Consider the following 26254-nt stretch of genomic DNA (forward strand, 5'->3'; position numbering starts at 1 on the left):
TATTTACAATAGAAAATCTATTTCACTATCTAATAACTCTTTATACTCTGGATTATCAATATTTTCAACAAGATTTTTGGCGCTAGAATACTCGCCAATGTTAATTAGTAATTTTATTAAAGCAGGTATTACTGAATCTTCGGTTCCCTGAGATTCTTCCTCTACCTTGTCAAGATTTGATTCATATTGTCTTAGACACTTGTTGACGAATTTTAAGGTAGACCTGTTTCTGGTTTCATTTAATATATTGCTTGCAGAGATAAATATTGCTAAAAAGTTCGCATCATAGGGAAATTTCTTCATAGCCGCCTTTGAGCATTCTATAGATTCGTTAAGTTTCCCATCTGACATCAGTAAAAGAGCGTATCTTGCCAAAAGATATTTTAGCCATTTGCTGCCTTGAATGTTGCTATCTGAAAAGTTATCTGCTTCGTTACTAAATATAAACTTTTTAAGATGCTTTATATAATATTTTTTAGATATAAATCCAAGCTCGATGTAGTCTTGAGAGATCATTGCAACCCAACGTGGATTATTGGGTTCTTGGTCTATCTGATGCAATAGTAGTTTTGAGTATCTTTTAGCCTTATTAAATCTTACGATTTCTTGAGGGCTGTTTCCCTTGTTTACTATGCAAAGATTGGAGTCAACGATATCTAATTTACCTTTTATGGTTATTAGCTCTTCATGTACGCAACCATGATACCTTATAAAGTCATCCTTTTTGAATAGAACCTTTTTCCTCACAAAGGAATTGCCATTGTATGATTTTATTTTTATAGTACAAACAGGTGCTGAACTAGTTTGATCTAGATAGTATAGAAAATCTTTTAATTCATGACTAGTACAGAGTGAATTATCGAACACTTCGTCAGAATCAATGATAAAAGTCCAGCCTGCTGGAATGAACTTTAAGCATTCGTTTCTCATATAAGCATAGTTTTCTCGCCAAGGAACTTGATAAAGATGAGCTTTAGAGAAATTTTCTTTAACGACCTGAATAGTATTATCAGTAGATCCTGTGTCTACAACTACAATAGAGTCACAGTAATTGTCTATTGATCTTAGTGCCTCTAGAATGTTGTGCTCCTGATTTTTAGTCATTATTAAACCTGTTAAATGAAGATTGTATTCAGAATTGGTTTGATAGAACTCTGTATAATTGTTGGATTCAGGTCTCTTAAATTTGATCATATTATTATTAGTGGTGGTGCTTCCAGTTAATTGAACCTGGCTCTGCTAGTTCACCAATTAGTCCACTGATTCCGTTGGACCACTTTACCCAACTTGGTTGCTTTTTCTTACCGCCCTTGACTTGTTTTAATTCGTCTTCGGACATTATTTTTAGTAACTTTTCCATAGTTAAACCCTCCCGGTCACAAATTGAATTTGGATGATCTTCTGATCACAATTGTTATTATAATGCGATTAATTGAGAAGAAACCAAATTTGCCTAAGCGGTCAATTTTGATGCTTAAATGGCATCTTTTCACAATTTCACAAGTTTTATACTGAAATTTTTGGCAAAAAAAGAAGCCCTCGCGGGCTTCTCTAAGCACTCTGAGCTTATTCGATAGTAATCGTGTCTTTGTTTTCTTCTGGAGCGCTCTTTGGCAGGGTAACCGTCAAAACGCCCCCGTCAAGCTTGGCGCTGATGGCCTTCTTGTCAACGTTCGGCAGGCTGAAGCTTCTGGAAACTGACCCTTCGCTGCGCTCCTGGCGCAAGAGGTTCTTCTTCTTGTCGCTGTCATCCTTGAAAGTGCTGCGGTGGCCGGAAATCGTCAAAATCCCGTCAGTGTAGGAGAGGTGGATGTCATCCTTGCTCATCCCCGGCACGTCGACCTTGACGGTGTATTCGTGCTCATCTTCAGCAACGTCTGATTGCAAAATGTTTCTGAAAGCGTGGCTGTCCAAGAAGTCCTTGGAGTTGTCGAGCCAGCCGCCCATGTGATCGAACAAGTCGTTGTAACGGTTCATTAAATCATTAGTCATAATCTAAAACTTCCCTTCAACAAATTATTCTATTCAAGCTGCTTTTTACAAACAGAGGCAGGAAGAGAAGCGGTGGAGCCGCTTTCTTTCCCGACAACTATATTATAGTCCCTTTTTGGAAAAATGGAGCATTTAGCACTCAACTTTTTTGACTGCTAAATAAATTTTTTGGCAAAAAGATCTGGGCGGGCTATAATGATTTAAAAATAGAAGTGAAAGGCGACTGGCAAGCATGGTATATTATCAAAAAATGACCCCGGAGGGCTACAAGCAGATTGAAGACGAGATCGCGGCCTTGAAGGCTGACCGGCCCCGCCGGGTGCAGAACCTGAAGGAGGCCCGGGCCCTGGGCGACTTGTCTGAAAACACTGAATATTCAACCGCAAAAAGAGAACTCCGCCATTTGGACAGCCGGGTCCGCTACTTGAACAAGCAGCTCAAGTATGCCGAAATCATTGAGATCAAGAATGACGGCAAGGTCAACCTGGGAAAAAATGTCACCATCCGCTATGAAGACGATGGGGAAGAGGAAAGCTACAAGATCGTGGGCCGGATGGAAGAGGCTGTAGGCGATGGCAAGCTGCCCTTTGACAGTCCTTTGGGCCACGCCCTCATGCACCGCAAGGCTGGGGATGTGGTGACGGTTGAAGCGCCGATGGGAGACTACCAAGTCACCATCCTCAGTGTGGAAAATTAAAATGGAAAACCGTCTAGCTCTAAGCTAGACGGTTTTTGCGTGTTATTTTTTGTTGAGCTTGTAGAAGAAGTAGATAGAGTCAATAAAGAAAGCGATCCCAATAAGAGCTACTTCCCAAATGTCTTTAGCAAGAAAACCATATTTTTTCCACAACATAATGTCAGTTGTGGTAATGCCGGTTGCAAAACTAGCAATGAAGGCACAAAGGCTAGTAGCAATTTTACCTTCTAGAATTTCTTTCAGCTTTTTCATAGTACTTTCTTGTACACCCACTTTACAGATTGCAAATGTTTTCTAGCTGAATCCTTATAAGTGTAAGTCTTCCAAGCAGGTTAACAACGTAGATAGTATGAACTTTCCACTCTCAGTTATTTTTCTTACGGATTCGCTATTATATTTCTGAGTATCTAGATAGTAGTATTTTCTTCCAGCATGTCTAAAAGCAACTTTGCCATTTGCGTAGCTGAAGTTGATAAACGGGCTGAAAATACTGCTACTTTGAGAAGACGGTACCTGGCTATTGTTGATATCGATAGAGCAAACTTCATCGCCATCTAAATAGATGGTGTAGATCCCATCTGCATTGGTAATTTTGTAAGAGTGTTCCTCACCGTTGTATCTTACCTTGCCGCTCATTCTTGAAGGATCATCTGGCAAGATTTGCATTGTTTCTCCTGATTTTGTGGTTATGTTTTGCCATTTGTTGTCTGATGATCCCTGTGAAGAATTGTTAGTTGAACTAGTAACTTGCACACTGCTTGTTGTAGTAGATGCATTTACCACGGTTGGAATTGTTGCTTGCAAAAGAGTTGTAGCAGAAAGGCCAGTTGCTAGTCCAATTGCGATTAATTTGCTTAGTTTTTTCACTTTTTACCTCCGAAAAATTACATTTCCAACAAATATAGTATAGCACTTACATTGCGGAAAGGAAGCGCTCTTTTGGAAAGGATATTTTGGAAAAAGTAGGCAATCATCCCAGTGTGGATAACTAAAGTGGAAAACCCGTCTGGCTTAGAGCTAGACGGGTTTTGTGTGTTATTTTTTGTTGAGCTTGTAGAATTCTTCAATTGAAAAGCCAAAAGAGAAAATGGCGATTATGGCCAATTCAATGGTTGGATCATAATTGCTTGTGCTTCTATTCCAAAAGGCGATAGCCCCAACTGCAAAGCCAGCAAATAAAGAATCAGAAAACGCAATAATTCTCAAACTTCCCTTTCCAGTTAAAATATTCCACAATCTCTCTCTAAATTTATTAGTAGTCAACTTGACTTTTACCTTGTTTAACTTGTAGAGCTTGTATGTGCCATAGATACCATAGAACAAGAGGATAAGTCCGCAGATAATAGCTTCGGCTATGGAGCTGTTATGATAACCGCCCTTGAGCCCTAAGGCAACAGTCGCTGCCGCAAAACCAGCTATGAAGGTAGTAGAAAAGGTAAAGATACTTAGAGCGATTTTACCATTTAGTACATCCTTTACGGATTGAAAAAGATTTTTGCTTTTCATGATAAAAACATCTCTTCCAAATAATATTATTTACGCCTCTATGGTAGCACTTTCTTCAAGTAAAACAAGATAAAACATTTTTTGCCAAAATAAAGAACCCCGTCAAAGACGAGGCTCTTAGTAGATATTAATTTTTTACAAAGTCCATGGGTCTTGCAAAACGATGGTTTGTTCCCGGTCTGGGCCGACAGAAACAGTCACGACAGGGATGCCAGTGATTTCACTGATCCGCTTGACGAAGGCCTGGGCCTTTTCTGGCAGGTCTTCCCAGCTCTTGGCACCGGTGATGTCTTCTTCCCAGGCTGGCAGTTCTTCGTAAACTGGCTGGCAAGCTTCAACTTCCTTCAAGTTGGCTGGGTAGTAGTCGATTTGCTTGCCATTCAAGTCGTAGGCCACGCAGATCTTAATCTTGTCAAAGCCGCTGAAGACGTCCAACAGGTTCAAGCTCAAGGCGTTGATGCCGGCTACGCGCTTAGCGTGACGGAGGGCAACTGAGTCAAACCAGCCAACCCGGCGCGGACGGCCAGTAACAGTGCCGTATTCGTGGGCGATGTCCCGGATCTTGTCGCCGGTTTCATCGTGCAGTTCAGTTGGGAACGGGCCGGCACCAACTCTGGTAGTGTAGGCCTTGCAGATGCCCAGGACAGTCTTGATCCGGTTGGCCCCGATCCCGCTGCCGGAAGCGATCCCGCCAGAAACTGAGTTAGAAGAACTTACGAATGGGTAGGTACCCTGGTCGATGTCCAGCATGATCCCTTGGGCACCTTCAAAGAGGACCTTTTCGTCCTTGTCCAAAGCATCGTTGACGTAGAGGGAAGTGTCGCAAACGTACTTGGCGATCCGCTTGCCGTATTCAACGTACTTGTTGTAGATTTCGTCAAAGTCCATGGCTGGCTTGCCGTAAACCTTGGTGAAGAGGGCGTTCTTGCTTTCCAGGTTGAAGCGGAGCTTTTCAGCAAAAGTTTCCGGATCGATCAAGTCGCAAACCCGGATGCCGATTCTGGAAGCCTTGTCCATGTAAGTTGGCCCGATCCCGTTCTTGGTGGTGCCGACCTTCAGGCTGCCCTTGGCTTCTTCTTCATAAGTGTCTTGCATTACGTGGTAAGGCATGATGACGTGAGCGCGGTTGGAGATCTTCAAGTTGCTGGTGTCGATCCCGCTCTTTTCCAAGTTGTCCAGTTCGCCCAAGAGGACTTCAGGGTTGATAACCACCCCGTTGCCGATCACGGCGCCCAATTTAGCCGCGAAGATCCCGGATGGAATCAAGCGCATCTTGAATTCCTTGCCGTCAAAGTCGATCGTGTGGCCAGCGTTGTTGCCGCCGTTGGCGCGAACTGACAGGTCTGCCGTCGTCCCTAAAAAGTCTGTAATCTTACCCTTGCCTTCGTCGCCCCATTGGCTGCCGACAACTGCGATTGATGTCATTTTTTCACCTCAAAAAATATCTCGTAGAACTTACGTTAGAAAGGTTAGCATTAACTTGGCAATTAGTCAACAAAAATCCGAATAATATTTTCAGAATGTTCGTGAATGGTTCGAATAAGCCTTGACTTTTAAGGCAAATGTCAGTAAAGTATCAAAGGTACTTTAAAAAAGGAGCTGGCAAAAAATGAGCAATTATTTCAGCATGGAAGCTTTTGACTATGATGATATCCAACTGGTGCCCAACAAGGCCATCGTGAAGAGCCGGAAGGAATGTGACACGAGCGTCAAGTTTGGAAACCGAACTTTCAAGATCCCAGTCGTTCCCGCCAACATGGAAAGCGTCATTGACGAAGACCTGGCGGTCTGGCTGGCCCAAAACGGCTATTACTATGTCATGCACCGCTTCCAGCCCGAAAAGCGGGCCGACTTCATCAAGATGATGCATGAGAAGGGACTTTTTGCATCGATTTCCGTCGGCATCAAAGACGATGAATATGACTTTATCGACGAACTGGTGGAAAAGGACTTAATCCCGGAATACACCACGATCGACGTGGCCCACGGGCACTCAGTCTACGTGATCGACATGATCAAGTACATTAAGGAAAAAATGCCGGACACCTTCCTTACGGCCGGCAACGTGGCAACGCCAGAAGCCGTCCGGGAATTGGAAAATGCCGGCGCTGACGCTACCAAGGTCGGGGTTGGCCCGGGCAAGGCCTGCATCACCAAGCTCAAGACCGGTTTCGGGACTGGCGGCTGGCAGCTGGCTGCCCTCAGAATGTGCAGCAAGGTGGCCAGAAAGCCTTTGATCGCTGACGGGGGGATCCGCCACAACGGCGACATCGCCAAGTCTGTCCGCTTCGGGGCCAGCATGGTCATGATCGGGTCAATGCTGGCCGGGCATGAAGAGTCCCCGGGCAACGTGATCAAGATCGACGGCAAGACCTACAAGCAGTACTGGGGTTCAGCCAGTGAAGTGCAAAAGGGGGCCTACCGCAACGTTGAAGGCAAGCAAATGCTGGTCCCTTACCGGGGCAGCATCGCTGACACCTTGGAAGAAATGAAGGAAGACCTGCAGTCTTCTATCTCTTACGCCGGTGGCCGGGACCTGGAATCAATCAAGCGGGTCGACTACGTCATCGTGAAGAACACGATCATGAACGGCGACTATTAAACTGAATTTTTGGAAAAGAGGCTGAGGCCTCTTTTTATTTTTGCTTTTATTTTCTGTTTTATTTTTTGTTCGCTTGCTTTTCAGAACAAAAGTTCGATATAATTTATTGGAACAAATGTTCAAGAAAGAAGTGGATTTTGATGTACGATTACCGTTATGAGCCCCACCGGGTTATTTTCATGATCGACAACAAATCTTTCTATGCCTCTTGCGAGGCCCTGCGCCTGGGGCTGAATCCGATGGAAGTCGCTTTAGCCGTCGTGTCCCAGCAGCCGGGGACTGACTGGGGGTCAGGCCTGATTATGGCTGCCTCGCCTTTGGCCAAGAAAAAGTACGGCCTGAGCAATGTCATGCGGGCCAGGGACTTGCCGCCTAAAGACCAGGCCCCGGACCTAATGCTGGTTGAGCCGCATATGAATCTTTACATCAAGCGCAGCATGGAGGTTTTGCAGATTTTTCGCAAGTACGCGGCGGATGAGGATATCCATGTTTATTCGATCGATGAAAGCATGATTGACATGACCGAGTCCTGGCACTTGTTTGGGGATGATCCTTATCTGGTGGCCCGGAAGATTCAAAAAGACATTCACGACAGCCTGGGCCTGTACACGACTTGCGGGATCGGGGAGAACCCCCTTTTAGCCAAACTGGCCATGGACATTTCCGCCAAGCACCGGACTTCAATGATTGCCTGCTGGCATTATATCGACGTGCCCGATACCATCTGGAAGATTCCTAAGCTGGAGGATGTTTGGGGGATCAATGTCAAGACGGCCAATCGCCTGCGCCGGCTGGGGATCAACAATATGTACGACCTGGCCCACAGCGATCCGGCAGTTTTGAAGAAGGAGTTCGGCGTAATCGGCGAGCAGCTTTTTGCCATGAGCTGGGGAGTGGACCGGAGCATTATCAAGCAGAAGTACCGGCCCAAAAGCAAAAGCTACGGAAACTCCCAAATCTTGAACCGGGACTATGAGGACCAGCGGGAAATCGAGATCGTCATTCAAGAAATCGGCGACCAGGTCGCGGCCAGAATTAGGGCTCACCATTTGCTGGCGGGCCGGGTCAGCCTCTATGTCGGTTACGCTGACTATGAAGCTGATCCAGCTGGCTTCAGCATTCAAGAGAAGATCACGCCTACTGATATTTCCAGCGATTTGGTGGCCAAGCTCTGGGCCCTTTTTAGAAAAAAGTGGCGGGGGCAGGCCGTCAGACGGCTGGGGGTGACTTACAGCAATTTAGCGCCGGCCGGCTGCCAGCAGCTGACCTTTTTCCTGCCGCCGGCCGAGCAGATCAAGCAGCAGAAGCGGGACCAGGTAGTCGACAAATTACGGAAGAAGTACGGCTTTGCCAGTGTCGTCAGAGCCTCCAGCCTTTTGCCAGGGGCCACGGCAATCGCCAGAAGCCGCCTGGTCGGCGGTCACAATGGGGGCAACGCCTATGAGTAAGGAGTTTGACCAGCGGGTGACGGATTTTTTTGCTCATTATCAGGACCGGGGGATGAAGAAGTGGGCGGGCTTTTTCCTAAGCGATCACACGGCCATGATCAATAAAGAGACAAGGCAGAAAAGCGTGCCAGACCGGGCGGAGATGAGCCGGGAAGAGTGCGGGAAAGTGCTGGGAGCAGCTTTTGCCAATCAGCACCCAGTCGCTGTCCAGCTGAAGGAAGTAGATGAAAACGGGGAACGGCCGGAGGAAATAGTTGGCTTTGTCCGGGGTTACGCGGAAGACAAGGTGGTTATCGACGAGCACGTCATTGCTTTAGACGACCTGCGCTGCGTCCTGCTTTTAGGCGACTAAGGACAAGATAAAAAGCCTCTTCACTTATTTGGTGAAGAAGCTTTTAGTCTGATTATTAGCAAAAGTTAGTTTTCGTCCAGGCCCTTTTTGCCCTTGAAGATCAAGTTCAAAAGGACGGAAGAGATTGAGGCAATGACAATCCCGTTTTCCAGGAAGAGCTGCAGTTCGCTTGGCAGAGCCTGGAAGATGGTTGGGTAAACGGAGACGCCTAAGCCCAGACCCAGGGAGATAGCCACGATCAAAAGGTTGTGGTTGTCACTGAAGTCGACCTTGAGCAGCATCTTGATCCCCTGTACGGCGATGGAGGAGAACATGACTACCATGGCCCCGCCCAATACGGCCGTTGGCATGATGGTGACCAGGGCGCCGACTTTTGGCAAAAGGCCCATGGCCATCAAGAGGCCGGCTGCCCAGTAGATCGGCCGCTTGGACCGGATGCCGGACAATTGCAGCAGGCCGACGTTCTGGGAGAAGGTGGTGTAAGGGAAGGTGTTGAAGAGGCCGCCGAAGATTTGGGCCAACCCTTCAGCCCGGTAGCCCCGCTTGAGGTCATCTTCCGTGATGTCTTTGCCCAAAAGGTCGCCTAAGGCGAAGAAGACCCCGGTTGATTCAACCATGGAGACCAAGGCGATGATCATCATGGTCAAGCTGGATGACCATTCAAACTTTGGCAAGCCAAAGTAGAAGAACTGCGGGAAGTGCAGCCAGGCTGCCTGGGAAACTGGGGTAAGGGAAACCATACCCAGGCAGGCAGCCAGGAGAGTGCCAACGATGAGGCCGATCAAGACGGAAATTGAGGCGATGAAGCCCTTGGCGAAGGCTTGCAGAGCCACGATCACTAAGATAGTGACGAAGCCGACCAGGAGGTTCTTGGGGTCACCGAAGTCCTTGGCAGTGGCGGACCCGCCGCCCAGGTTCTGGATGCCGACTGGAATCAAGGTCAGACCGATCGTGGTGATCAAGGTCCCGGTGACAACTGGCGGGAAGAGCTTTTTGATTTTTGAAAAGACCCCGGCGATGAGGAAGACGAAGACCCCGGCCACGATGATTGACCCGTACATGGTGCCGATGGAGTACTTCTGCCCGATCATTTCCAAAGGAGCAACAGCCTGGATAGCGCAGCCTAAAACGACTGGCAGGCCGATCCCGAAGTAGCGGTTGCGCATCAGCTGCAAGAGGGTGGCCAGGCCGCACATGAAGATGTCGATGGAGACCAAGTAGGTCAATTGCTCTGAGTTAAAGTGCAGGGCATTGCCGATCAAGATCGGGACAGCCACAGCCCCGGAATACATGGCCAAAAGGTGCTGCAGGCCCAGGACGAAAGAGCGGCCTTGTGAAGGTTCTTGTGTTTGATCCATTTTTATTTGATAACTCCCACTGTCAAAAATTAGTTGAAAATGACTTGCCCGTCGGCGAATTCCTTGATGCTGGCCAAAGCTTCCAGGTGGTAGCCATGGTTGACCAGCCAGTCATGGCCGCCCTGGAAGGCCTTTTCCACGACAACGCCCACGCCGACTACTTCAGCGCCGGCTTGTTCAGCCAGGGAGATCAAGCCCTTGGCTGCTTCACCATTGGCCAGGAAGTCATCGATAACCAGGATGCGGTCATTTGCGTCAAGGAACTTGGCTTCAACGGAAATGGTGTTGGTAACTTGCTTGGTGTAAGAGAAGACTTCCGCGGTGTAGACTTTGTCAGTGACGGTTGAAGGCTTCTTCTTTCTGGCAAAGACCATCGGCACGCCTAAGCAGTAGGCGGCCATGATGCCGGGAGCGATCCCGCTGGCTTCAGCGGTGAGGACCCGGGTGACGCCAGCGTCCTTGAAGAGGCGGGCAAATTCCTGGCCCAGGGTCATCATCAATTGTGGATCGATCTGGTGGTTCAAGAATGAGTTGACCTTCAAGACGTCGCCTGGTAAAACGACGCCATCCTTCTTAATGCGTTCTTCTAAAAGTTCCATGTGACTCCTTCCAAAACAAAAAAGAAAAAGGCTCCTTTTACCAAAACTAGGCAAAAGAAGCCGCGCCGGCAATAGCCAGCCCTTCTTCACCTATAGTCCGGAGTTTACGGCTCCGGGTAGAGACTGCTGCCCGTATCGCAGCGATATATAAGTAGAAACATTTGTTAAGTTATTGCTAAATCTTACAGCAAAAACCGAATTAATTCAATCAGATTCGCTGAAAAATTGTTAATTTGGCGCAAAAAGTCCTAAAAGATTAAAAAAATAAGTGAATGATTCGCTTTTTGTTGACCTGGCGGCGAAAAACGTGTAAAGTTGATTAATTAAAAAGTATCAACGATTGTTTGAAAGGATGAAATCATGTCTTTGTGGGAAACCAAATTTGCTAAAGAAGGTATTACTTTTGACGACGTGCTCTTGATTCCAGCTGAAAGTCACGTTCTGCCGAACGAAGTCGACTTGTCAACCCAGCTGGCACCAAACTTGAAGCTGAACATTCCTTTGATCTCCGCTGGGATGGACACGGTGACCGAAGGCAAGATGGCGGCAGCCATGGCTAAGATGGGCGGCCTTGGGGTAGTCCACAAGAACCTTTCAATTCAAGCGCAAGCCGATGAAGTTCGTCTGGCCAAGAACACTCCGGTAACTGCCGAAGACACTCACGCTGCCGTTGACAAGGATGGCAAGCTCTTGGTAGCAGCTGCTGTCGGCGTAACCAGCGACACTTTTGAAAGAGCAGAAGCCCTGTTTGAAGCCGGTGCTGACGCGATCGTTATCGACACGGCCCACGGCCACTCAGCCGGCGTTTTGCGCAAGATTAAGGAAATTCGCGACCACTTCCCGCACAACACTTTGATTGCCGGTAACGTGGCTACTGGCGAAGGCACCCGGGCCTTGTTTGAAGCTGGCGTTGACGTAGTCAAGGTTGGTATCGGGCCTGGCTCAATCTGCACCACCAGAGTGGTTGCTGGTGTCGGCGTGCCGCAATTGACTGCTATTTACGACGCGGCTGACGTAGCCCGGGAATTTGGCAAGCCAATCATCGCTGACGGCGGGATCAAGTACTCAGGTGACGTGGTTAAGGCTTTGGCAGCCGGCGGCAACGCGGTTATGCTGGGCTCCATGCTGTCAGGTACTGAAGAAGCTCCAGGGGACGTGCAGCAAGGCGCTGACGGCCGTCTGGTTAAGTCCTACCGGGGTATGGGGTCAGTTGGCGCCATGTCCCAGCAGCACGGCTCAAGCGACCGTTACTTCCAAGGCGGCGTGAACGAAGCCAACAAGCTGGTGCCAGAAGGCATCGAAGCTGTTGTTTCCTACAAGGGTACGGTAAGTAACGTTGTTTACCAGATCCTTGGGGGCCTGCGGTCCGGTATGGGCTACTGCGGGGCTGAAAACATCGACAAGCTGATTGAAACCGCCCAATTCGTCCGCATCTCAAACGCCGGCCTGCGTGAATCTCACCCGCACGACGTTATGATGAGCAAGGCCGCACCTAACTACGGAGGTATCGACTTCTAATGGCAAAAATCGACTTAAGCAATTTTGACAAGATCATCGTCCTGGACTTCGGCAGCCAGTACAACCAATTGATCACCCGCCGGATCCGTGACTTTGGCATCTACTCAGAACTGTTGCCGCACACGATTACGGCAGAAGAAGTGAAGAAGATCGCTCCTAAGGGGATCATCTTCTCCGGCGGCCCGAACTCAGTTTATGATGAAAACGCCCTGGACGTTGATCCGGAAATTTTTGAACTGGGGATTCCAATCTTGGGCATCTGCTACGGGATGCAATTGATGACCCAGAAGCTGGGCGGGACGGTGGAAAAGGCCGGTGAAGCTGAATACGGCTCAGCCCACATTGAAGTCAAGGAAGCTGACAGCCCGCTTTACAAGGGTCTGCCAGAAAAGCAGGTTGTCTGGATGAGCCACGGCGACTTGGTAACCAAGGTGCCAGAAGGCTTTGAAGTTCTGGCTTCAAGCAAGAACTGCCCGATCGCTTCCATGGCAGACCCAGCCCGGAAGTTCTACGCCATCCAGTTCCACGCAGAAGTCCGCAACTCAGAATACGGCCTGGACATCTTGCGCCGCTTTGCCTTTGACGTCTGCGGGGCCAAGGACAACTGGACCATGGACGACTTTATCAAGCTGTCTGTTGACTCAATCAGAGAAGAAGTCGGCGACGCCAACGTGATCTTGGGGATCTCCGGCGGGGTTGACTCCAGCGTTACGGCTACCCTTTTGCACAAGGCAATTGGCAGCCAATTGACGGCGATTTTTGTCGACCACGGCCTGCTTAGAAAGAACGAAAGCGATGAAGTTATGGCCGCCCTTAAGGAAGGGCTGGGCGTGAACATCGTCAGAGTTGATGCCAAGGACCGCTTCATGTCCAAGCTGGCCGGGGTAACCGACCCTGAAAAGAAGCGGAAGATCATCGGCAACGAATTCGTGCAGGTCTTCAACGATGAAGCCAAGAAGATCAAGGACGCCAAGTTCCTGGCCCAAGGGACCTTGTATACTGACGTTATTGAATCAGGGACCGACACGGCCCACACGATCAAGAGCCACCACAATGTCGGGGGCTTGCCGGAAGACATGCAGTTCAAGCTGATTGAACCGCTGCGGCAATTGTTCAAGGACGAAGTCCGGGTCTTGGGTGAAAAGCTGGGCCTGCCACACGACTTGGTATGGCGGCAGCCGTTCCCAGGTCCTGGTCTGGCTATCCGGGTGATCGGGGAGATCACTGAAGAGAAGTTGCGGATCGTCCGGGATGCGGACGCGATCTTGCGGGAAGAAGTCAAGAACGCTGGCCTGCAGGAAAGCATTTGGCAATACTTTGTTGCTCTGCCAGGGATGCGGAGCGTCGGGGTTATGGGCGACGGCCGGACTTACGACTACGCTGTCTGCATCCGGGCTGTTACGTCAATTGACGGGATGACGGCTGACTTTGCCCAGATTCCATGGGATGTTCTGCAGAAGATCTCAGTGCGGATCGTCAACGAAGTCAAGCAGGTTAACCGCGTACTGTACGACGTGACGAGCAAGCCGCCGGCAACTATCGAATACGAATAAAATAAGCGGAATTTTCTCCGCCGTGGAAACTACCTGGTTATTGCCGGGTAGTTTTTTTGTTGAAAAAAATGAAAAAATGTACTTAACCTTTTTTATTTTTTTAATATATACTTAACACATGAAAACATGGGGGAGAATTCTTTAAAAAGGTTGTGAGTGTTTTGTATTATTCAGATTTTATCAAGGGCAATCGAGTTAGGTTTATCGCGATTATTCTTTTAGTTATTGGCGGCAGCGCGCTTCTTGCCGGCAACAATGCCTTGCTGACGCTGCTGGGGGACAGCTTGCGCAAAGGAAACCTGCTGCTTTTCGTGTCAATTATCGGGATCAATTTTGTGGTTGATGCTATCGGCAGCGGCCTGTCTTATAGAGCCAATTATTTGTATGATAAACAGACCCAAGAGTATTTCCACAAGCTTCGGTCTGCTGAAGTGGAAAAAATCTACAACAGTGGTAACAAGGCACCGAAAGTTTCTAGCGTTCAAAACAGTTTGACCCAAGATTTAAATATGCTGGGGGAAAATTTTCTGGCTCCATGGCTGAAAATTGCCGCTTGTGGATTGGATGTAGTCCTTTCCTCAATCATCGTCTTTACCTACAGCTGGCTTTTATTGCTGGTAATTCTGCTTCTTGCAGTCTTGATGTTTTTTATGCCACGTTTTTTATCTCCAGCTTTGCAAAAGGCTACCGATGATATTTCTAATAAAAACAAGCGTTATCTCGATATGCTGGAAAAATGGTTTAGCGGTTTGAGCGTTTTGCAGAGATATCATGTCAAGCAGAAGCTTTTGGCAGTGACGACAGCTCAAGGAAAGCAACTTGAAGATGCCAATGTCAGACGGTCTGGCCAGATGCAATTTGCCAGCGGCGTCAACAATGCCGCAAACATGCTGTCACAAGCTTTAATTTTGCTGGTGTCAGGTGTCTTGATTATTACTGGCCGGATGAATTTCGGTGTCTTCTTTAGCATTGGCAACTTTGCCAGCACGATTTTTACTGAACTGGGGGTAGTGGTCAACCAATATACTGTTTTGCAGTCAAGCAAAACTTTAAACGCCAAGCTCAGAGAGCAGCTTGCAGTCCAGACTGACCACTCAGAAAAGATAGAAAGTTTGGACCACTTTCAGTCATTGTCAGTTCAAGCCTTGTCTGTAGCTTTTAGCAATGAAGAAAAAATCACTTATCCGGATTTTCAAATCAAGCGGGGAGAAAAAATCTTATTGTCAGGGGACAGTGGGACTGGAAAATCTACGCTTTTTAAACTGATCCTGCAGGAGTTGCCATTGGCAACTGGAAAGATTTGTTTTAAAAACGAAGCTGATCAGGAAATCAAACAGCCAGACCTGTCTCAAATCGGCTATGTTCCGCAAGATCCGGTTCTCTTTCCGGGTACAATCAAGGAAAATATTACAATGTTCAACTCCAAGCTGAATGACCGGGTAATGCACTTTGTTAAGCAGGTGAATTTGGAAAAAGATCTGGCTAAATTCCCGGCAGGAGTAGATACGGAACTCGATCAAGGCAAGCATGCCCTGTCTGGCGGCCAGCGGCAAAAAGTGGTTTTGGCCAGAGCACAAATCCATGACAGCCAGCTGATTTTCATTGATGAAGGCACTTCAGCCATTGATGCGCATAATGGCTTGGAAATTTTGCAGAATCTGCTGCAAACGGACGCAACGATTATTTTTATCGCGCACAACTTGACTGAAGAGATGCGGCAGTTATTTGACCGGGAGATTCATTTAAGCAATACTGCAGGTTAAACAAAAAGCGGGCAAGTTTGGCTTGCCCGTTTTTTCATTCATTGAAATATTTGCTGAAGGCCTTGCGATATTGGCTGGGGGTCATTTCTTTCCAGGCTTTAAAATTGCGTTCCAAAACTTTGGCCGAAGAAAAGCCGCAGTAATTGGCAATGTAGGCGACGGAATAGTTCGTGCTCAGCAAGAGGTATCTGGCATGCATGAGCCGGACTTGCTTTAAGTATTTGCCTAAAGGAAGTTTTGTCACTTGGCTCAATTCTTTATTTAAAGTCACTTGCGAAACCCTAAAATGTTCAGCGATGCTTTGGGCCGTGATATTGGTGGAAGAGTTGTTGGCGATGTAGGCGATCACCGTGTCAGCCAATGATTGGTTGGGCGGGGTGGTGATGTCCGTTTTTTCAGTATATTCGCTGTCGATCAGGGCTATCATTTGAAAAAATTCGCTCAAAATTAAAAAACGGATGCTGTCACTGATCGGTTGGTCGACGAGTTCAGCGATGGCAATCAGATTTTTTCTCAATTGCCGGTAGCTGGCAGTATCGCGGCTGATATGGCCCATTTTGATCCGCCAATTCTTACTGGAAGGATATTCTTTTTCTAAAAAGTTATTGTCAATAATCATCCCCATAACATAATAAGACCGGTCTTTGTGCCCCGTCGCGGCATGAATCTGTGAGCGGTCAATAGCCCAGATATCACCGGAATTGTAATGGTGGGTCTGGCCGGCAATGACAACTTTGAAGTCTTCCCCAGATACCAGATAATCAATTTCGATCCCGGTATGCCAGTGGGTGGGTGATTTAGGCGCATAACTTGATTTTTTAAAAAATTTGAAGGGGAGGCGGGTGAGGTTGTCGACTTCTTCGTAAGCAATGGGCATGTTTTTCTCCTTTATAAATCGTCCCTAAGTGCTTTAAGAAATGGGGCGTAATCGCTTTCTCCTATGATACCATACTGCTTGTAGGAAAAATATTTAGACGGCAATAAACCTGAACTTACAATTTAGGAGGAAAAAATAATGGCTCATTTCAGAAAAGACTTTTTGTGGGGCGGCGCGGTAGCGGCCAACCAGGTTGAAGGTGGATACAACGAAGGCGGCAAGGGCTTGTCAGTGACTGACATCACCACGGCCGGCTCTCTGGAAAGCCCGCGCTACTTGACTTATACCCTGGATGGCAAGGACGGCAAGGTAGCCGGGATGTTTGCCAGCTCCTTGCCAAAGGGCGCCAAGGGTAAGATTTTTGACAATGAATACTACCCGAACCATGTAGCGATTGATTTTTACCACCACTACAAGGAAGACATCAAGATGTTTGCCGACATGGGCTTTAAGGTATTCAGAACCTCCATTGCCTGGACGCGGATTTTCCCAACTGGCGAAGAAGACAAGCCAAACCAGGAAGGCCTTGACTTCTACCGCAGAGTCTTTGAAGAACTGAAGAAGAACGGGATTGAACCATTAGTTACTATTTCCCACTATGAAGACCCATTGGCTTTAGGTGAAAAGTACAACGACTGGCAAGACCGCAAGATGATTGACCTCTATGTCAAGTACGCAACGACCTTGTTCAAGGAATACAAGGACCTGGTTAAGTACTGGCTGACCTTCAACGAAATCAACTCATCCTTGATGTTCTTGAAGATGGTGGGCGATGGCAACGCATCTGATGAAGATTACCAAAAGGCTTACCAAAAGCTGCACCACCAATTCGTTGCTTCTGCCAAGGCAGTTGTTGCAGGCCACAAGATCAACCCAGACTTCATGATCGGGAACATGATCGCCGGTTCTGTCTACTACCCAGGCACGCCTGACCCAAAGGATGCTATAGCTGCCCGCTACGAAGAAGAATTGGCCCAGCTTTACTGTGCTGACGCGCAAGCTAAGGGTGAATACCCAAGTTTTGCCAAGCGCTTATGGGATGAACACAATGTTCACTTGAAGATTGAAGATGGCGACCTTGAAATCATGAAGGAAGGTAAAGTTGACATGTACACCTTCTCATACTACATGTCAAACATGGTTACCACCCATGATGTTGGCGAAAAGGCTAAGGGTAACTTCGCTGCTGGCGCTAAGAACCCATATCTTGAATACTCTGAATGGGGCTGGTCAACTGACCCAGACGGCCTGCAACTGTACTTGGAAAAGATGTATGACCGTTATGGCATCCCGATGATGGTTGTTGAAAATGGTCTTGGTGCCGTTGACAAGCTGGAAGATGGTACTGTTCATGACGATTACCGGATTGACTACTTGAGAAAGCACATCAAGGCGATGGACAAGGCGGTTGAACATGGGGTTGACCTGCGTGCCTACACGACCTGGGGCTGCATTGACTGCGTTTCTGCCGGGACTGGTCAAATGTCCAAGCGGTATGGCTTCATCTATGTTGACCGTGATGACAAGGGCGAAGGTACGCTTAAGCGTCTTCCTAAGGATTCATACTACTGGTACCAAAAGGTTATCGCTTCAAACGGCGATGAATTATAAAATAAATGCGTAAGAAAAGCGGACAAGGCAAACTTGTCCGCTTTTTTGCTTACTTCTTCTTGAGCAGCTTCTTGTACATCGGCCGGTCTGCCTCGGGGATGCCCAGGAGGTCCATGGCTCCGTCTGGAGTTAAGTTGGTGGTGTTCAAAATGTTGCGCAAGTAGTCTTGCGTTACCTTCTCGGTCGTTTCCTTAGTCACTTCTTCAGTCGTTTCCTTCTTGGCCTGGTCAAGCTTGACCTGGATAAATTGTGGCATTACTTCAGTCATGGTAGTCACCTCGTTCTTATCTCTTTTTTCCAGTTCCTTGATTAAATCATCAAAAGCATGCGTGCCCGACAGGGCATTCATCATGTCCAAAAGAAGCATGATATCTTCTACTGACAGCTTTTTGGCGCTTGGGTGGTATTCTTCACCAGCATTGGTCTGGATGAAGTATTCTGCCAGGCAGAAGAAGGCACTCTTGAAGCGCTTGTCCAGCTCTTGCGCAGACAAATCACTGATCCGGTAAAAAGCTTTGATCTCGTAATCGCTGATCAGTGGCCGAATCTCTTCGGGCAGCTTCTTCATATTGATGTTCCCCAGCAAATTTCGGCTGTAGTTCCAAGCTTCTTTCCCGTAGTATACCACCAGTGTGAGCACGGGGTAGAGCCTTTTGCTTTTGGTGAGCTGGTAGCGGTAGGCCGCGGCATCATAATTCATCACCCGCGCCGGCATGTTCTTGTCCGGTCGGGTTTGGTTCTCAATGCCAATTAGCGAAATAACAAACTTCTTCTTACCGATCGTCAGCAGCTTGGCCACATCTCGGTCTTGGCTGTGAATCTTCCCGCTAGCTTTGTAGTAGCTAAGCGTGTTGGTGTTTGCCAGCATCCCTGGCTTGATGACCTGCTTACCATTAAAAATGAAGCCATTTAATACGTCAGCGAACACTTCATTCTTGTCCAGCAGAATTTTTTCAACCAGGTCATTGGTGCCATGAGTCTGCTGTGATTTTCTTTTTGCCATGGTTTCTCCTTAACTAGGAGGTCAGTTTTTCCCTCCACTTACTAATACAAGAAAAAGTGCCAAATTTTTTATTTTGCAGATTACACTTTTGTTTTTAAGATATAATTGATGACTAAAGAGGCAAAAAATAAACAGGCGTCCAAGTTAATGGACACCTGTTAAGCAGAGATTTTAAATAATTGCCGCTGGTTGAGAATGAGCAGTACCGCTAAGGCGGCGACTTCCAAGGCCAGCAGGCTGATAATTGCCCAGGCCAGGTTGATGCTGGAAATGCTTGTGATCAGAGTGGTGATCAAGGGACTGGCGGCCATTAAAATAGTGTTCAATAGGCCAACGGTTGAAGCCAAAATCTGCCGGTCGACGCTGGTCACCAGCCATTGGGTCATTTTAATGGAAACAGCACTGGCTAAAGCGGCCAAGAGTCCGAAAAGAAGAGCGGTCAACCAGCCGTTTTGGCAAAACAAACTCAGCGTTGTCAGTAGGCTGCACAAGGCAGTCCAGCTGGCTAAAGGGAAAATGCTGATAGAGTGGAATACTTTTTGGCCAAAAAGGCTCCCGCTGGCCGCTCCAATTGCCGCGGCCACATTGGTCAAGGCCAGGGTAAAGCTGTAGCTGGAGATGACCATGCTGCTTTTATGAGCAGCCAGAGTGATTGAAAACAGGGGCTCAATCGCGGTTAAAGAAGCATTGATTACTGCTAATACAAGGACTACGGTTAAGAGTCCTGTCTGCTTTTTGGCTTGCTGGTAGGCCTGCCGCATGGCTGGCCAAAAAGCTGGAGTTTCAGCTGTTTCGGTTTGAACCGGGGCGGCTTGCCGGCCAACTAAGGCAAAAAGGATGGCGGCCAGCAAAAAGGTCAGCGAGTTGATCCAGGCTAAAGCAGCGTAGGAAAGGACCAAAATGAGGCCCGCGCCGGCAAACTGGGCCAGAATGTCGATGATCTGCTTGCAGCCACTGACAAAGCCTTCAGCTTCACCAAAGTCATCTTCTCCGACTAGGTCGACCACAAGCGGAACTATGAGCCCTGAAGAGTAGGAGCCGCAAAGGTCAGACAAAAAGTTGATGGTGATGATGGCCAGCAGGAGCTTCCATTGGTCAGCCCTGGAAGCCAGCAAGAGGGCAGCCAGGGCGTAAAAGAGGCAGCGGAAAAGCGCGGTCAGCACGATATTGCGGAACTTGTGCCGGGTCTTGTCTGCCAGGTATCCGGCAAAGATTTCCAGAAATTTTGGCACGGCTTCAGAAATGGCAATCAGTGAGATGGCCAGGGAGTAATTGCGCAGCTGACTGGCGTAAGTCATGAAGGCAAGGTAGAAGAAGACATCGCCAGCGGCAGACAGAAGACCACCTGTAGCGAAGCGGCGGAAATTTTTATTTTTGAGAAAAGAATTCATCGTTGAACCAGCTTTCGTAAATAGTTTTTTACCAATGATAGGGGACTGGCGGCTGGGCAACGGAAAATGGCATATTTGACTTTGGAGGAAAAAGATGAAAATCGGGGAATTATTGCAAAAATACCGGCTGGAGCAGGGGAAAACGCAGAAGGCATGGGCGGGAGAGGTGATCAGTCCTTCTTTTTATTCAAAAGTTGAGAAGGGCTTGAACCGGATTAGCGCGGAAGACCTGTTGAAATTGCTGGAGGCGAACCAGATTCCCTTGTGGGAGTTCTTTAGTCACCTGGAGGTAGAAGCCGGCCGGCAGAAGAAGTGGGAGAAGGACCTCCGGGCCAGGCTGATGCAGGCTTACTACCACGGCAGCCAGGCCGATTTTCAGGAACTGTTTCAAGAGGTGCAAGCCAGCAATTTCCCGGACAAGGAAGAGCAGCTTTTGATCGTCGCGGGCTGGATGGAAACGGTGAAAGACGATAAAGATGGTGATGAAGCCCTGCGGCAAAGAATTAAGGAGAAGATTTTTAACATCGCCAGCTTTGATAAAAAGAAGCTGATGCTCTACTGCAATTTCATGGATTTCTATGACTTGGACAGCAATCGTTATCTCAGCCGGCAAATTGTGGAAAAGTACCGGCAGACCAGGGATGTGGATATCCAGGTAGCGCTATTGGCGATCATCGACAATCTCTTGTCTGATTTCGCGGACCTGCGGCAGTCCAGTGGGGCGGAGTACTTTATCGAGGCCGGCAAGCAGATTCCGACCAGGCCGGAGCTGTTTTTCTATAAGAACTCCCTGCTATTTTTTGAAAATCTGCTGGCTTACCAAGCGGAGCCTAAGGAAGAAAGGCTGGAAAATTGCCGGCTGGCTGTTAAAAACTGCTACTTGCTGGGGATGCCGGAGTACGGGCAGGAAGTTGAGAAGTTTTTACAGGAACATATGTGAGAAAGTCAGATTTGCAATTTCACTTGCAGATCTGACTTTTTGCTTATATGTCTTTTCTAGCTGGCTATACTAAAATACAAAAGTTGATAAAGAAGAGGTGGTTCTTGAATGAATAGAATTGTATTTGGAGATGAAGTTTGGCGGCATTAACAAGCAGATAAATAGCTTAGGAGGTGAGTTTTATGAGTATTCAAGGCAGAATCAAGATTCATATTGACATTGAGTTTTAATTGCAAAAATAATGTGCCACAGGCTGTTGCTTAAAAAAGATAAGCAGCGGCCTGTTTTTTTGCCTTAAAAAGCGTCGGCAGATTATGATAATAACTTTTAGATAATCAAACCGCTGTTGTATCCGGTTTATCTCATTAGTTTTAAATAATAATTTTCAGCTAATAGTTATAGTGGGCCTGTAAATGCAACTTTTAAGATTATGGTTATAGTGATAACTTGACGGTTTTGCTGGTTAGAAAATGTGTTAGGTTAATCATTATATTTTTGATAAGTTTAAACTAATTAGAAATATTCAAAAATAAATCTTGCATCCCTTTACATTTGCTTTAAATCAGTGCTTTAGAGCAGCTGGATAAGTTAGTGGGCTTAAAGTTTGATAAATCAACGGTTATAGATTCTTGAATACTGAGAAAGAAGCCTCATTTTTACACTGATAAGTAAAAGCTTATAAAAAATACCAAGAAACTATAACTTTTTCCTTAAAACCCTGCTATAATTCTAGTCGAAAGATAAGAGATAACTAATAGCAGAAATTAAGTGGAAATAGGTGATCTATTATGAGAAAGCAAATCACAGTTTTAGCAGCTCTGGCAGCCCTCCTCGGGCTGGCAACCACGACCACGAATCCGGTTTACGCTAAGACCACTACCAAGAAGGTTACCCGGACCATCAAGGTTTACAAGCCAGGCAAGTACAGCCAGGTTAAGCAAACTGCTACTTTAAAGAAGAAGGGCCGCAAGTGGACCACTTCCAGCTGGAAGTCCTACAAGGCTCCTAAGGCTGCCGGCTACAAGGCCAGCACCAAGACTGTCAAGGCAGTCAAGGTAAGCTCAAAGACTAAGAGCCAGACTGTTAACATCACCTACAAGGCTAACAACACCAAGAAGGCAGCCGTTAAGGCCAGCACCGACAGCAGTCTGAGCAGCCAAAGCCAACTCCGTCAGGCAGCTTTGAACGTTGTCAACAGCTTCCGGGCTAAGGCAGGCGTCAAGGCAGTCAAGATGAGCTCCAAGTACAACGCCGTTCTTGACAAGCGGGCTACTGCCAAGGCAAAGCAGTACGTTACTACCGGGACTTACGACCACTCCGGCTACAACTCCCTGCCAAGCTACCTCAACACCTACCCGATCGTTAACGGCAAGATCATCTACCACGGCGGCGAAACCCTGCACGCTTGCTACTACAACGCGCAAAGCGGCGACGCTACGGCTGAAATGAAGTCCAGCCTGACCAGCACTTTCACTGAAAACATGCAGGCAGAAAAGGATGACTACCAAGCAATCGTCGTTAAGAAGACTAGAAAGAACATCACCAACATCAGCGGTACTTACGAACACTACACGATGATGGTCGACTCCGGCAACCACACTGCCTACATCGGCGTAGGCCACTACGGCACTGGCAGCAACGCTATGGTTTGCATCGTAATCGAATTCCACGCTTAGTCATCATCTCAACTTAATCTCTGCATCCAAAAAGGAGCCAGTTCCAATCCGGAACTGACTCCTTTCTTTTGGCAAAAATTTGCTATACTTTAACTTGCTTAAACTGGAAAGGACTAGATTATGATCGAGAAAAACGAATTGCCGATTTTGGAATACGACCCAGTTTCCCAGGAGGTTCTGAAACCAGGCCATGATAATGAAGGCGTAAGGCTGCCGGAAAAATGCCTCTTTGCCTTCTTAGGAGACGAAGTCGATAAGTATGCCGAGCAAGTTAAGGCAACAGTGGCTGACCACTTTATTACGATTGACCGCCTGCGGCCGATCTATGTCATTGAGAACCAAGGTGAGCAGCTGTGCTTATGCCGGGCGCCATTAGGCGGTCCCGCGGCGGCGCAGTTCATGGATGCCTTGATCGCCCTTGGCTGCCGAAAGTTTCTGGCTGTTGGCTCTTGCGGGACCTTGGTGGACATCAAGGAAAACGACTTCTTGATCCCGACCCGGGCTTTAAGAGATGAAGGCACTTCTTACAAGTACCTGCCAGCCAGCCGCTACGTGGACCTTGATCCAGCAGCTGTTGAAAAAATCGGCCAAGGCTTAAAAGAGCAGGGACTGCCCTTTGAACACTGCACGACCTGGACGACTGACGGCTTTTTCCGGGAAACCAAGGACATGGTTGAATACCGGCGCAGCGAAGGCTGCCAGGTGGTAGAGATGGAGTGCGCCTCAATGGCCGCTGTTAGCGCCAAACGCGGCGTTGAATTCGGCCAGCTGCTTTACACGGCTGATTCCCTGGCTAACGTAGAGGCCTATGATGACCGCGATTGGGGCCAAGATTCCCAAGCAAAAGCCCTGCACATCTGCCTGCGGATTATCCACAGCTTTTAAACAGGACAGAAAAATATCATGCAAAAAAGAGGAAACTCAAGTGAGCTTCCTCTTTTTCTTGTGCATAAGTTTATGCTTCTTACTTCTTTTTCTCGAAGTACTGTTCTTTATTGACCCTGAAGTACTTCTGGTAATCCTTGTAGTAGTTGTGGTACATGTGCTTCATCAAGAGCCAGCGCTTGACGTTCATGTCCGGTTTATAGAAGACCGTGGTGCCCACTCTGCCGGCCCGGAGAAGCGCCAATGCTTCCTTTTTGGCCAGGGAGTCGACCGCGTATTGTTCAAAAATCTTAGCTGACACGCCTAACCAGAGCTTGTGCTTGGCCGGATCCTGGTTGCCGTAAACAACCGGCTGGTCCTTAAGTGAGTCTTCCACATAGTCGTCCACATACCACTTGGCCAGGTTGTAGCCGTTCAAAGTGACGTAGAAGCTGGACCGGCCTTGCCGGAGGTTGATTTCAAAGAACTTGTACTGGCCGTCGCGGACGTCGTACTTGATGTCGAAGTTGGCCATGCCCGTGTAGTTGATCTTTTCCAAAAAGGCCTGGACAGTCTGGTAGAGCTTCTCGTCATAGTCCGGCGCGATCACCATGTAGTTGCCGATAGCGATCGGGTCCGGGTCTTCCAAGAGCGGGTGGCCCAAGCACATCATCTTGACCTTGTGGTTTTTATCCACATAAGCATTCAAGACCCGCATGTTGGAGTCGTCGCCTGGGATAAAGTCTTGCAGGATCAAGTCTGCTTTATAGCCATTCTTGTAGATCTTGCCCACAATATCCTTGAATTCCGCCATGTCCTTGATGACAAAAGCCTTCTTCCGCCCTTCAAACTGGACGTCCAGCCAGGAAACCGGGTCCTCCGGCTTTAAAGCGACCGGGAAGGGGAAAGGCACGTCGGCGTAAGAACCGTCCTTGTAAGCGGCCATAGTGATGATCTTGGTCTTCGGGTAAGGCAGGCCGTATTCTTCACAGACCTCGTAGAAGCCCTCCTTAGAGATCAGCTTCTCTAAGAGGGAGTAGTCGATATAAGGAACGATGAAGGCCTCTTCCAGCTCCTGCTTGTGCTTGGCTAAAAGCTCTGAGTAGCCGTCCCCACAAGAGATCAAGATCACCGGTTCCGGGTGATTCTTGTATTCCTTGATCTTCTCGCGCATGACCTTGATGAATTCCGGGTCTTCAGTAAAGCCGGGGTGAACCTCGATGTCAACGATCTTTGAATACCGGGTCGGGGCCAAAGTGGACGCGCCCCAGGCCTGGACCTTGATCCCGTAAGCCTCATGGAAGGACCGGGCCATCCCGTAAACGTTGATGTCGCTGCCTAAAAGAATCGGAGTAAATTGTTGCATGATTATTGCCAGATTTCTATATGGATTGTAATTTTTTGGATGAAAAAAGTCCCTACCTATGTTAGCACGTTTAGGCAGGAACTGAACTGTTTGCTTAGGAATTTTCGCTGATCCGGTAGCGGATGGCCTTGGCCTTGCCCCGCTTGAGGACCAAGCCGCTGTTTTCCATCTGCCGCAAGAGCCGGGTCGCCGTAGCCGGGCTGACCCCTAAGAGCTCCTCAATGTCGCTTCTGATAAATTCCCCATGTTCTTTGCCAAAAGCCAAAACGGCTTCTTCATTGCCGCTTGCCCTGGCCTTTGGCTTGGGAGCTGGGCTAGGGGAGGGGGCAGGCCCAGCCGCCTTTTTGACCGGCTTGGGGGCCGCTTTGACAGCCGCCTCGTAATGGGGCAGGACTACCTTAAAAGAGCTGGGAGCGGCCAAAATCTGGGGCGCAAGGCGGCTGCCCTTGTAGGCACTCTTGATTCTGGCTAACCCTGTTCCGTAAGATTCCACCAGCTTCAGCTGGTAAAAGAGGTCAGCCAGGCGCTTGTTCCGGCAAACTGACAGGCCCAGCTGGATGTCTTCCAGGGTAATCCCGGGCATGAGGCCACCAAAAGAAATGAATTCCACCCGGTCTGTGTATAAGTTGATCAGACTGCTGGCCGGATTGCTGTAGTCCCTGTGGATAATCGCGTTCATCAAGGCTTCTCTTAAGGCTTGCTTGGGGTAGGCTGGCCGGTCTTCCCGGTAAAGGCCCTTGATCTGGCTCTCTACGGGGTTGTGCTTTTCCAAAAAAGCGTAGACCTGCTGGAATTGGGCCGCCAGGGACCCGGTAAACTCCTGCCGGTCCAGGAATTCATCCTGGTCACGTCCCTTAAAAACAGCGCACTTGATCGTATAAGGGCACTGGTCAGAGACCAGGAGGTCGAAATTACTGAACTGGAGGATGCCAAACTGGCTGGACGGCGGGGTAAAGGGCAGACCCTGCTGGTCAAAAAGGGCCTGCAGGGAGTTAAAGGTCAAGTCCTGCCGGGGAGAAAGCTGGTTTTCAAAGCTGCTGGAATCGTTTGGTGTAAGCATGGCGGTCCTCCTTTTTACTAGTTTGAATCTAATCATATTTTAGCGAATCGCGTCAATCTCGTCAATGATGTGATTTGA

The 26254-nt window shown here is 48.1% G+C and carries 25 protein-coding genes and 1 riboswitch; of the genes, 11 read left to right on the forward strand and 14 right to left on the reverse strand.

Features of this window, described 5'->3' with window-relative positions:
- Positions 1-3: 3 nt before the first annotated feature.
- From ACYVUT_RS01435 to ACYVUT_RS01445, 3 genes are all read right to left on the reverse strand, one after another.
- Complete coding sequence (locus ACYVUT_RS01435; RefSeq protein ID WP_484501387.1) at positions 4-1104, reverse strand: glycosyltransferase; 1101 nt, start codon at positions 1102-1104, stop codon at positions 4-6.
- A gap of 97 nt (positions 1105-1201) precedes the next feature.
- Positions 1202-1360: a bacteriocin gene (locus ACYVUT_RS01440; protein WP_484499753.1), complete on the reverse strand. Its 159-nt coding sequence runs from the start codon at positions 1358-1360 to the stop codon at positions 1202-1204.
- Positions 1361-1566: 206 nt separating this feature from the next.
- The gene (locus ACYVUT_RS01445) at positions 1567-1992 is read right to left on the reverse strand and encodes an Hsp20/alpha crystallin family protein (protein WP_484501388.1); all 426 of its coding nucleotides are present in this window, start codon (positions 1990-1992) and stop codon (positions 1567-1569) included.
- Between the two features lie 232 nt (positions 1993-2224).
- Between ACYVUT_RS01445 and greA the strand changes: the two genes are divergently transcribed.
- A complete protein-coding gene (gene greA, locus ACYVUT_RS01450) occupies positions 2225-2689 on the forward strand; it encodes a transcription elongation factor GreA (protein WP_484499755.1) in 465 nt (154 codons plus the stop codon).
- A gap of 42 nt (positions 2690-2731) precedes the next feature.
- Here greA and ACYVUT_RS01455 read toward each other — a convergent pair whose 3' ends face one another.
- From ACYVUT_RS01455 to ACYVUT_RS01470, 4 genes are all read right to left on the reverse strand, one after another.
- Positions 2732-2941 (reverse strand): hypothetical protein, encoded by a 210-nt coding sequence (locus tag ACYVUT_RS01455; protein ID WP_484499756.1) that lies wholly within the window; start codon positions 2939-2941, stop codon positions 2732-2734.
- Between the two features lie 54 nt (positions 2942-2995).
- Positions 2996-3556: a hypothetical protein gene (locus ACYVUT_RS01460; protein ID WP_484499757.1), complete on the reverse strand. Its 561-nt coding sequence runs from the start codon at positions 3554-3556 to the stop codon at positions 2996-2998.
- Between the two features lie 168 nt (positions 3557-3724).
- On the reverse strand, positions 3725-4195 hold the full coding sequence (locus ACYVUT_RS01465) for a hypothetical protein (RefSeq protein WP_439775278.1): 471 nt from the start codon (positions 4193-4195) through the stop codon (positions 3725-3727).
- 135 nt (positions 4196-4330) lie between these two features.
- The gene (locus ACYVUT_RS01470) at positions 4331-5620 is read right to left on the reverse strand and encodes an adenylosuccinate synthase (protein WP_484499758.1); all 1290 of its coding nucleotides are present in this window, start codon (positions 5618-5620) and stop codon (positions 4331-4333) included.
- Positions 5621-5804: 184 nt separating this feature from the next.
- Here ACYVUT_RS01470 and ACYVUT_RS01475 point away from each other — a divergent pair, with 184 nt between their 5' ends.
- The 3 genes from ACYVUT_RS01475 to ACYVUT_RS01485 all read left to right on the forward strand — a co-directional run bounded on the left by ACYVUT_RS01475 (position 5805) and on the right by ACYVUT_RS01485 (position 8597).
- Complete coding sequence (locus ACYVUT_RS01475) at positions 5805-6797, forward strand: GMP reductase (RefSeq protein WP_439775280.1); 993 nt, start codon at positions 5805-5807, stop codon at positions 6795-6797.
- 140 nt (positions 6798-6937) lie between these two features.
- A complete protein-coding gene (locus ACYVUT_RS01480; RefSeq protein ID WP_484501389.1) occupies positions 6938-8245 on the forward strand; it encodes a Y-family DNA polymerase in 1308 nt (435 codons plus the stop codon).
- Positions 8238-8597: a hypothetical protein gene (locus tag ACYVUT_RS01485; RefSeq protein WP_484501390.1), complete on the forward strand. Its 360-nt coding sequence runs from the start codon at positions 8238-8240 to the stop codon at positions 8595-8597. The genes ACYVUT_RS01480 and ACYVUT_RS01485 overlap by 8 nt, the downstream gene beginning before the upstream one ends.
- A gap of 65 nt (positions 8598-8662) precedes the next feature.
- On the opposite strand, the gene ACYVUT_RS01490 is transcribed toward ACYVUT_RS01485, so the two are convergent.
- Both ACYVUT_RS01490 and ACYVUT_RS01495 read right to left on the reverse strand, forming a co-directional pair.
- Positions 8663-9955: a nucleobase:cation symporter-2 family protein gene (locus ACYVUT_RS01490; RefSeq protein WP_484499761.1), complete on the reverse strand. Its 1293-nt coding sequence runs from the start codon at positions 9953-9955 to the stop codon at positions 8663-8665.
- A 29-nt stretch (positions 9956-9984) separates the two neighbouring features.
- Entirely contained in the window at positions 9985-10554 is a 570-nt protein-coding gene (locus tag ACYVUT_RS01495) for a xanthine phosphoribosyltransferase (protein ID WP_484501391.1), read from the reverse strand.
- 73 nt (positions 10555-10627) lie between these two features.
- A riboswitch (purine riboswitch) is annotated at positions 10628-10725 on the reverse strand.
- Between the two features lie 189 nt (positions 10726-10914).
- Here ACYVUT_RS01495 and guaB point away from each other — a divergent pair.
- The 3 genes from guaB (at position 10915) to ACYVUT_RS01510 (ending at position 15388) form a co-directional block, all read left to right on the forward strand.
- Positions 10915-12072, forward strand: coding sequence for an IMP dehydrogenase (gene guaB, locus ACYVUT_RS01500; RefSeq protein ID WP_484499763.1), 1158 nt, complete (start codon positions 10915-10917; stop codon positions 12070-12072).
- Complete coding sequence (gene guaA, locus ACYVUT_RS01505) at positions 12072-13625, forward strand: glutamine-hydrolyzing GMP synthase (RefSeq protein ID WP_416724746.1); 1554 nt, start codon at positions 12072-12074, stop codon at positions 13623-13625. The genes guaB and guaA overlap by 1 nt, the downstream gene beginning before the upstream one ends.
- Before the next feature lie 152 nt (positions 13626-13777).
- Positions 13778-15388, forward strand: a complete 1611-nt coding sequence (locus tag ACYVUT_RS01510) for an ATP-binding cassette domain-containing protein (protein WP_484501392.1) — start codon at positions 13778-13780, stop codon at positions 15386-15388.
- Positions 15389-15422: 34 nt separating this feature from the next.
- On the opposite strand, the gene ACYVUT_RS01515 is transcribed toward ACYVUT_RS01510, so the two are convergent.
- A complete protein-coding gene (locus tag ACYVUT_RS01515) occupies positions 15423-16265 on the reverse strand; it encodes a helix-turn-helix domain-containing protein (RefSeq protein WP_439775287.1) in 843 nt (280 codons plus the stop codon).
- A 138-nt stretch (positions 16266-16403) separates the two neighbouring features.
- On the opposite strand from ACYVUT_RS01515, the gene ACYVUT_RS01520 reads away from it, so the two are divergent.
- Positions 16404-17876, forward strand: a complete 1473-nt coding sequence (locus tag ACYVUT_RS01520) for a glycoside hydrolase family 1 protein (protein WP_484499276.1) — start codon at positions 16404-16406, stop codon at positions 17874-17876.
- A 49-nt stretch (positions 17877-17925) separates the two neighbouring features.
- Here ACYVUT_RS01520 and ACYVUT_RS01525 read toward each other — a convergent pair whose 3' ends face one another.
- Together ACYVUT_RS01525 and ACYVUT_RS01530 are read right to left on the reverse strand one after the other, a co-directional pair.
- On the reverse strand, positions 17926-18879 hold the full coding sequence (locus ACYVUT_RS01525) for an Rpn family recombination-promoting nuclease/putative transposase (RefSeq protein ID WP_484499275.1): 954 nt from the start codon (positions 18877-18879) through the stop codon (positions 17926-17928).
- A gap of 158 nt (positions 18880-19037) precedes the next feature.
- Positions 19038-20270 (reverse strand): MFS transporter, encoded by a 1233-nt coding sequence (locus ACYVUT_RS01530; protein WP_439776004.1) that lies wholly within the window; start codon positions 20268-20270, stop codon positions 19038-19040.
- Positions 20271-20364: 94 nt separating this feature from the next.
- Here ACYVUT_RS01530 and ACYVUT_RS01535 point away from each other — a divergent pair, with 94 nt between their 5' ends.
- The 3 genes from ACYVUT_RS01535 (at position 20365) to ACYVUT_RS01545 (ending at position 23771) form a co-directional block, all read left to right on the forward strand.
- Positions 20365-21210, forward strand: coding sequence for a helix-turn-helix domain-containing protein (locus tag ACYVUT_RS01535; RefSeq protein ID WP_439776005.1), 846 nt, complete (start codon positions 20365-20367; stop codon positions 21208-21210).
- A 788-nt stretch (positions 21211-21998) separates the two neighbouring features.
- Entirely contained in the window at positions 21999-22886 is an 888-nt protein-coding gene (locus ACYVUT_RS01540) for a mucin-binding protein (RefSeq protein ID WP_484499765.1), read from the forward strand.
- A gap of 120 nt (positions 22887-23006) precedes the next feature.
- Positions 23007-23771: a nucleoside phosphorylase gene (locus ACYVUT_RS01545; RefSeq protein ID WP_484499766.1), complete on the forward strand. Its 765-nt coding sequence runs from the start codon at positions 23007-23009 to the stop codon at positions 23769-23771.
- A 79-nt stretch (positions 23772-23850) separates the two neighbouring features.
- On the opposite strand, the gene ACYVUT_RS01550 is transcribed toward ACYVUT_RS01545, so the two are convergent.
- Entirely contained in the window at positions 23851-25116 is a 1266-nt protein-coding gene (locus tag ACYVUT_RS01550; protein ID WP_484501393.1) for a carboxylate--amine ligase, read from the reverse strand.
- A 94-nt stretch (positions 25117-25210) separates the two neighbouring features.
- The gene (locus tag ACYVUT_RS01555; RefSeq protein WP_484499767.1) at positions 25211-26176 is read right to left on the reverse strand and encodes an ATP-binding protein; all 966 of its coding nucleotides are present in this window, start codon (positions 26174-26176) and stop codon (positions 25211-25213) included.
- Between the last annotated feature and the right edge of the window lie 78 nt (positions 26177-26254).

This window comes from Lactobacillus sp. WILCCON 0059, from assembly GCF_057197985.1.

Excerpts from the sequence above, each read along its gene's own strand:
- ACYVUT_RS01435 (WP_484501387.1), bottom strand. The coding sequence starts at position 1,104 with ATGACTAAAAATCAGGAGCACAACATTCTAGAGGCACTAAGATCAATA.
- ACYVUT_RS01440 (WP_484499753.1), bottom strand. The coding sequence starts at position 1,360 with ATGGAAAAGTTACTAAAAATAATGTCCGAAGACGAATTAAAACAAGTC.
- ACYVUT_RS01445 (WP_484501388.1), bottom strand. The coding sequence starts at position 1,992 with ATGACTAATGATTTAATGAACCGTTACAACGACTTGTTCGATCACATG.
- greA (WP_484499755.1), top strand. The coding sequence starts at position 2,225 with ATGGTATATTATCAAAAAATGACCCCGGAGGGCTACAAGCAGATTGAA.
- ACYVUT_RS01455 (WP_484499756.1), bottom strand. The coding sequence starts at position 2,941 with ATGAAAAAGCTGAAAGAAATTCTAGAAGGTAAAATTGCTACTAGCCTT.
- ACYVUT_RS01465 (WP_439775278.1), bottom strand. The coding sequence starts at position 4,195 with ATGAAAAGCAAAAATCTTTTTCAATCCGTAAAGGATGTACTAAATGGT.
- ACYVUT_RS01470 (WP_484499758.1), bottom strand. The coding sequence starts at position 5,620 with ATGACATCAATCGCAGTTGTCGGCAGCCAATGGGGCGACGAAGGCAAG.
- ACYVUT_RS01475 (WP_439775280.1), top strand. The coding sequence starts at position 5,805 with ATGAGCAATTATTTCAGCATGGAAGCTTTTGACTATGATGATATCCAA.
- ACYVUT_RS01480 (WP_484501389.1), top strand. The coding sequence starts at position 6,938 with ATGTACGATTACCGTTATGAGCCCCACCGGGTTATTTTCATGATCGAC.
- ACYVUT_RS01485 (WP_484501390.1), top strand. The coding sequence starts at position 8,238 with ATGAGTAAGGAGTTTGACCAGCGGGTGACGGATTTTTTTGCTCATTAT.
- ACYVUT_RS01490 (WP_484499761.1), bottom strand. The coding sequence starts at position 9,955 with ATGGATCAAACACAAGAACCTTCACAAGGCCGCTCTTTCGTCCTGGGC.
- ACYVUT_RS01495 (WP_484501391.1), bottom strand. The coding sequence starts at position 10,554 with ATGGAACTTTTAGAAGAACGCATTAAGAAGGATGGCGTCGTTTTACCA.
- guaB (WP_484499763.1), top strand. The coding sequence starts at position 10,915 with ATGTCTTTGTGGGAAACCAAATTTGCTAAAGAAGGTATTACTTTTGAC.
- guaA (WP_416724746.1), top strand. The coding sequence starts at position 12,072 with ATGGCAAAAATCGACTTAAGCAATTTTGACAAGATCATCGTCCTGGAC.
- ACYVUT_RS01515 (WP_439775287.1), bottom strand. The coding sequence starts at position 16,265 with ATGCCCATTGCTTACGAAGAAGTCGACAACCTCACCCGCCTCCCCTTC.
- ACYVUT_RS01520 (WP_484499276.1), top strand. The coding sequence starts at position 16,404 with ATGGCTCATTTCAGAAAAGACTTTTTGTGGGGCGGCGCGGTAGCGGCC.
- ACYVUT_RS01525 (WP_484499275.1), bottom strand. The coding sequence starts at position 18,879 with ATGGCAAAAAGAAAATCACAGCAGACTCATGGCACCAATGACCTGGTT.
- ACYVUT_RS01530 (WP_439776004.1), bottom strand. The coding sequence starts at position 20,270 with ATGAATTCTTTTCTCAAAAATAAAAATTTCCGCCGCTTCGCTACAGGT.
- ACYVUT_RS01535 (WP_439776005.1), top strand. The coding sequence starts at position 20,365 with ATGAAAATCGGGGAATTATTGCAAAAATACCGGCTGGAGCAGGGGAAA.
- ACYVUT_RS01540 (WP_484499765.1), top strand. The coding sequence starts at position 21,999 with ATGAGAAAGCAAATCACAGTTTTAGCAGCTCTGGCAGCCCTCCTCGGG.
- ACYVUT_RS01545 (WP_484499766.1), top strand. The coding sequence starts at position 23,007 with ATGATCGAGAAAAACGAATTGCCGATTTTGGAATACGACCCAGTTTCC.
- ACYVUT_RS01550 (WP_484501393.1), bottom strand. The coding sequence starts at position 25,116 with ATGCAACAATTTACTCCGATTCTTTTAGGCAGCGACATCAACGTTTAC.
- ACYVUT_RS01555 (WP_484499767.1), bottom strand. The coding sequence starts at position 26,176 with ATGCTTACACCAAACGATTCCAGCAGCTTTGAAAACCAGCTTTCTCCC.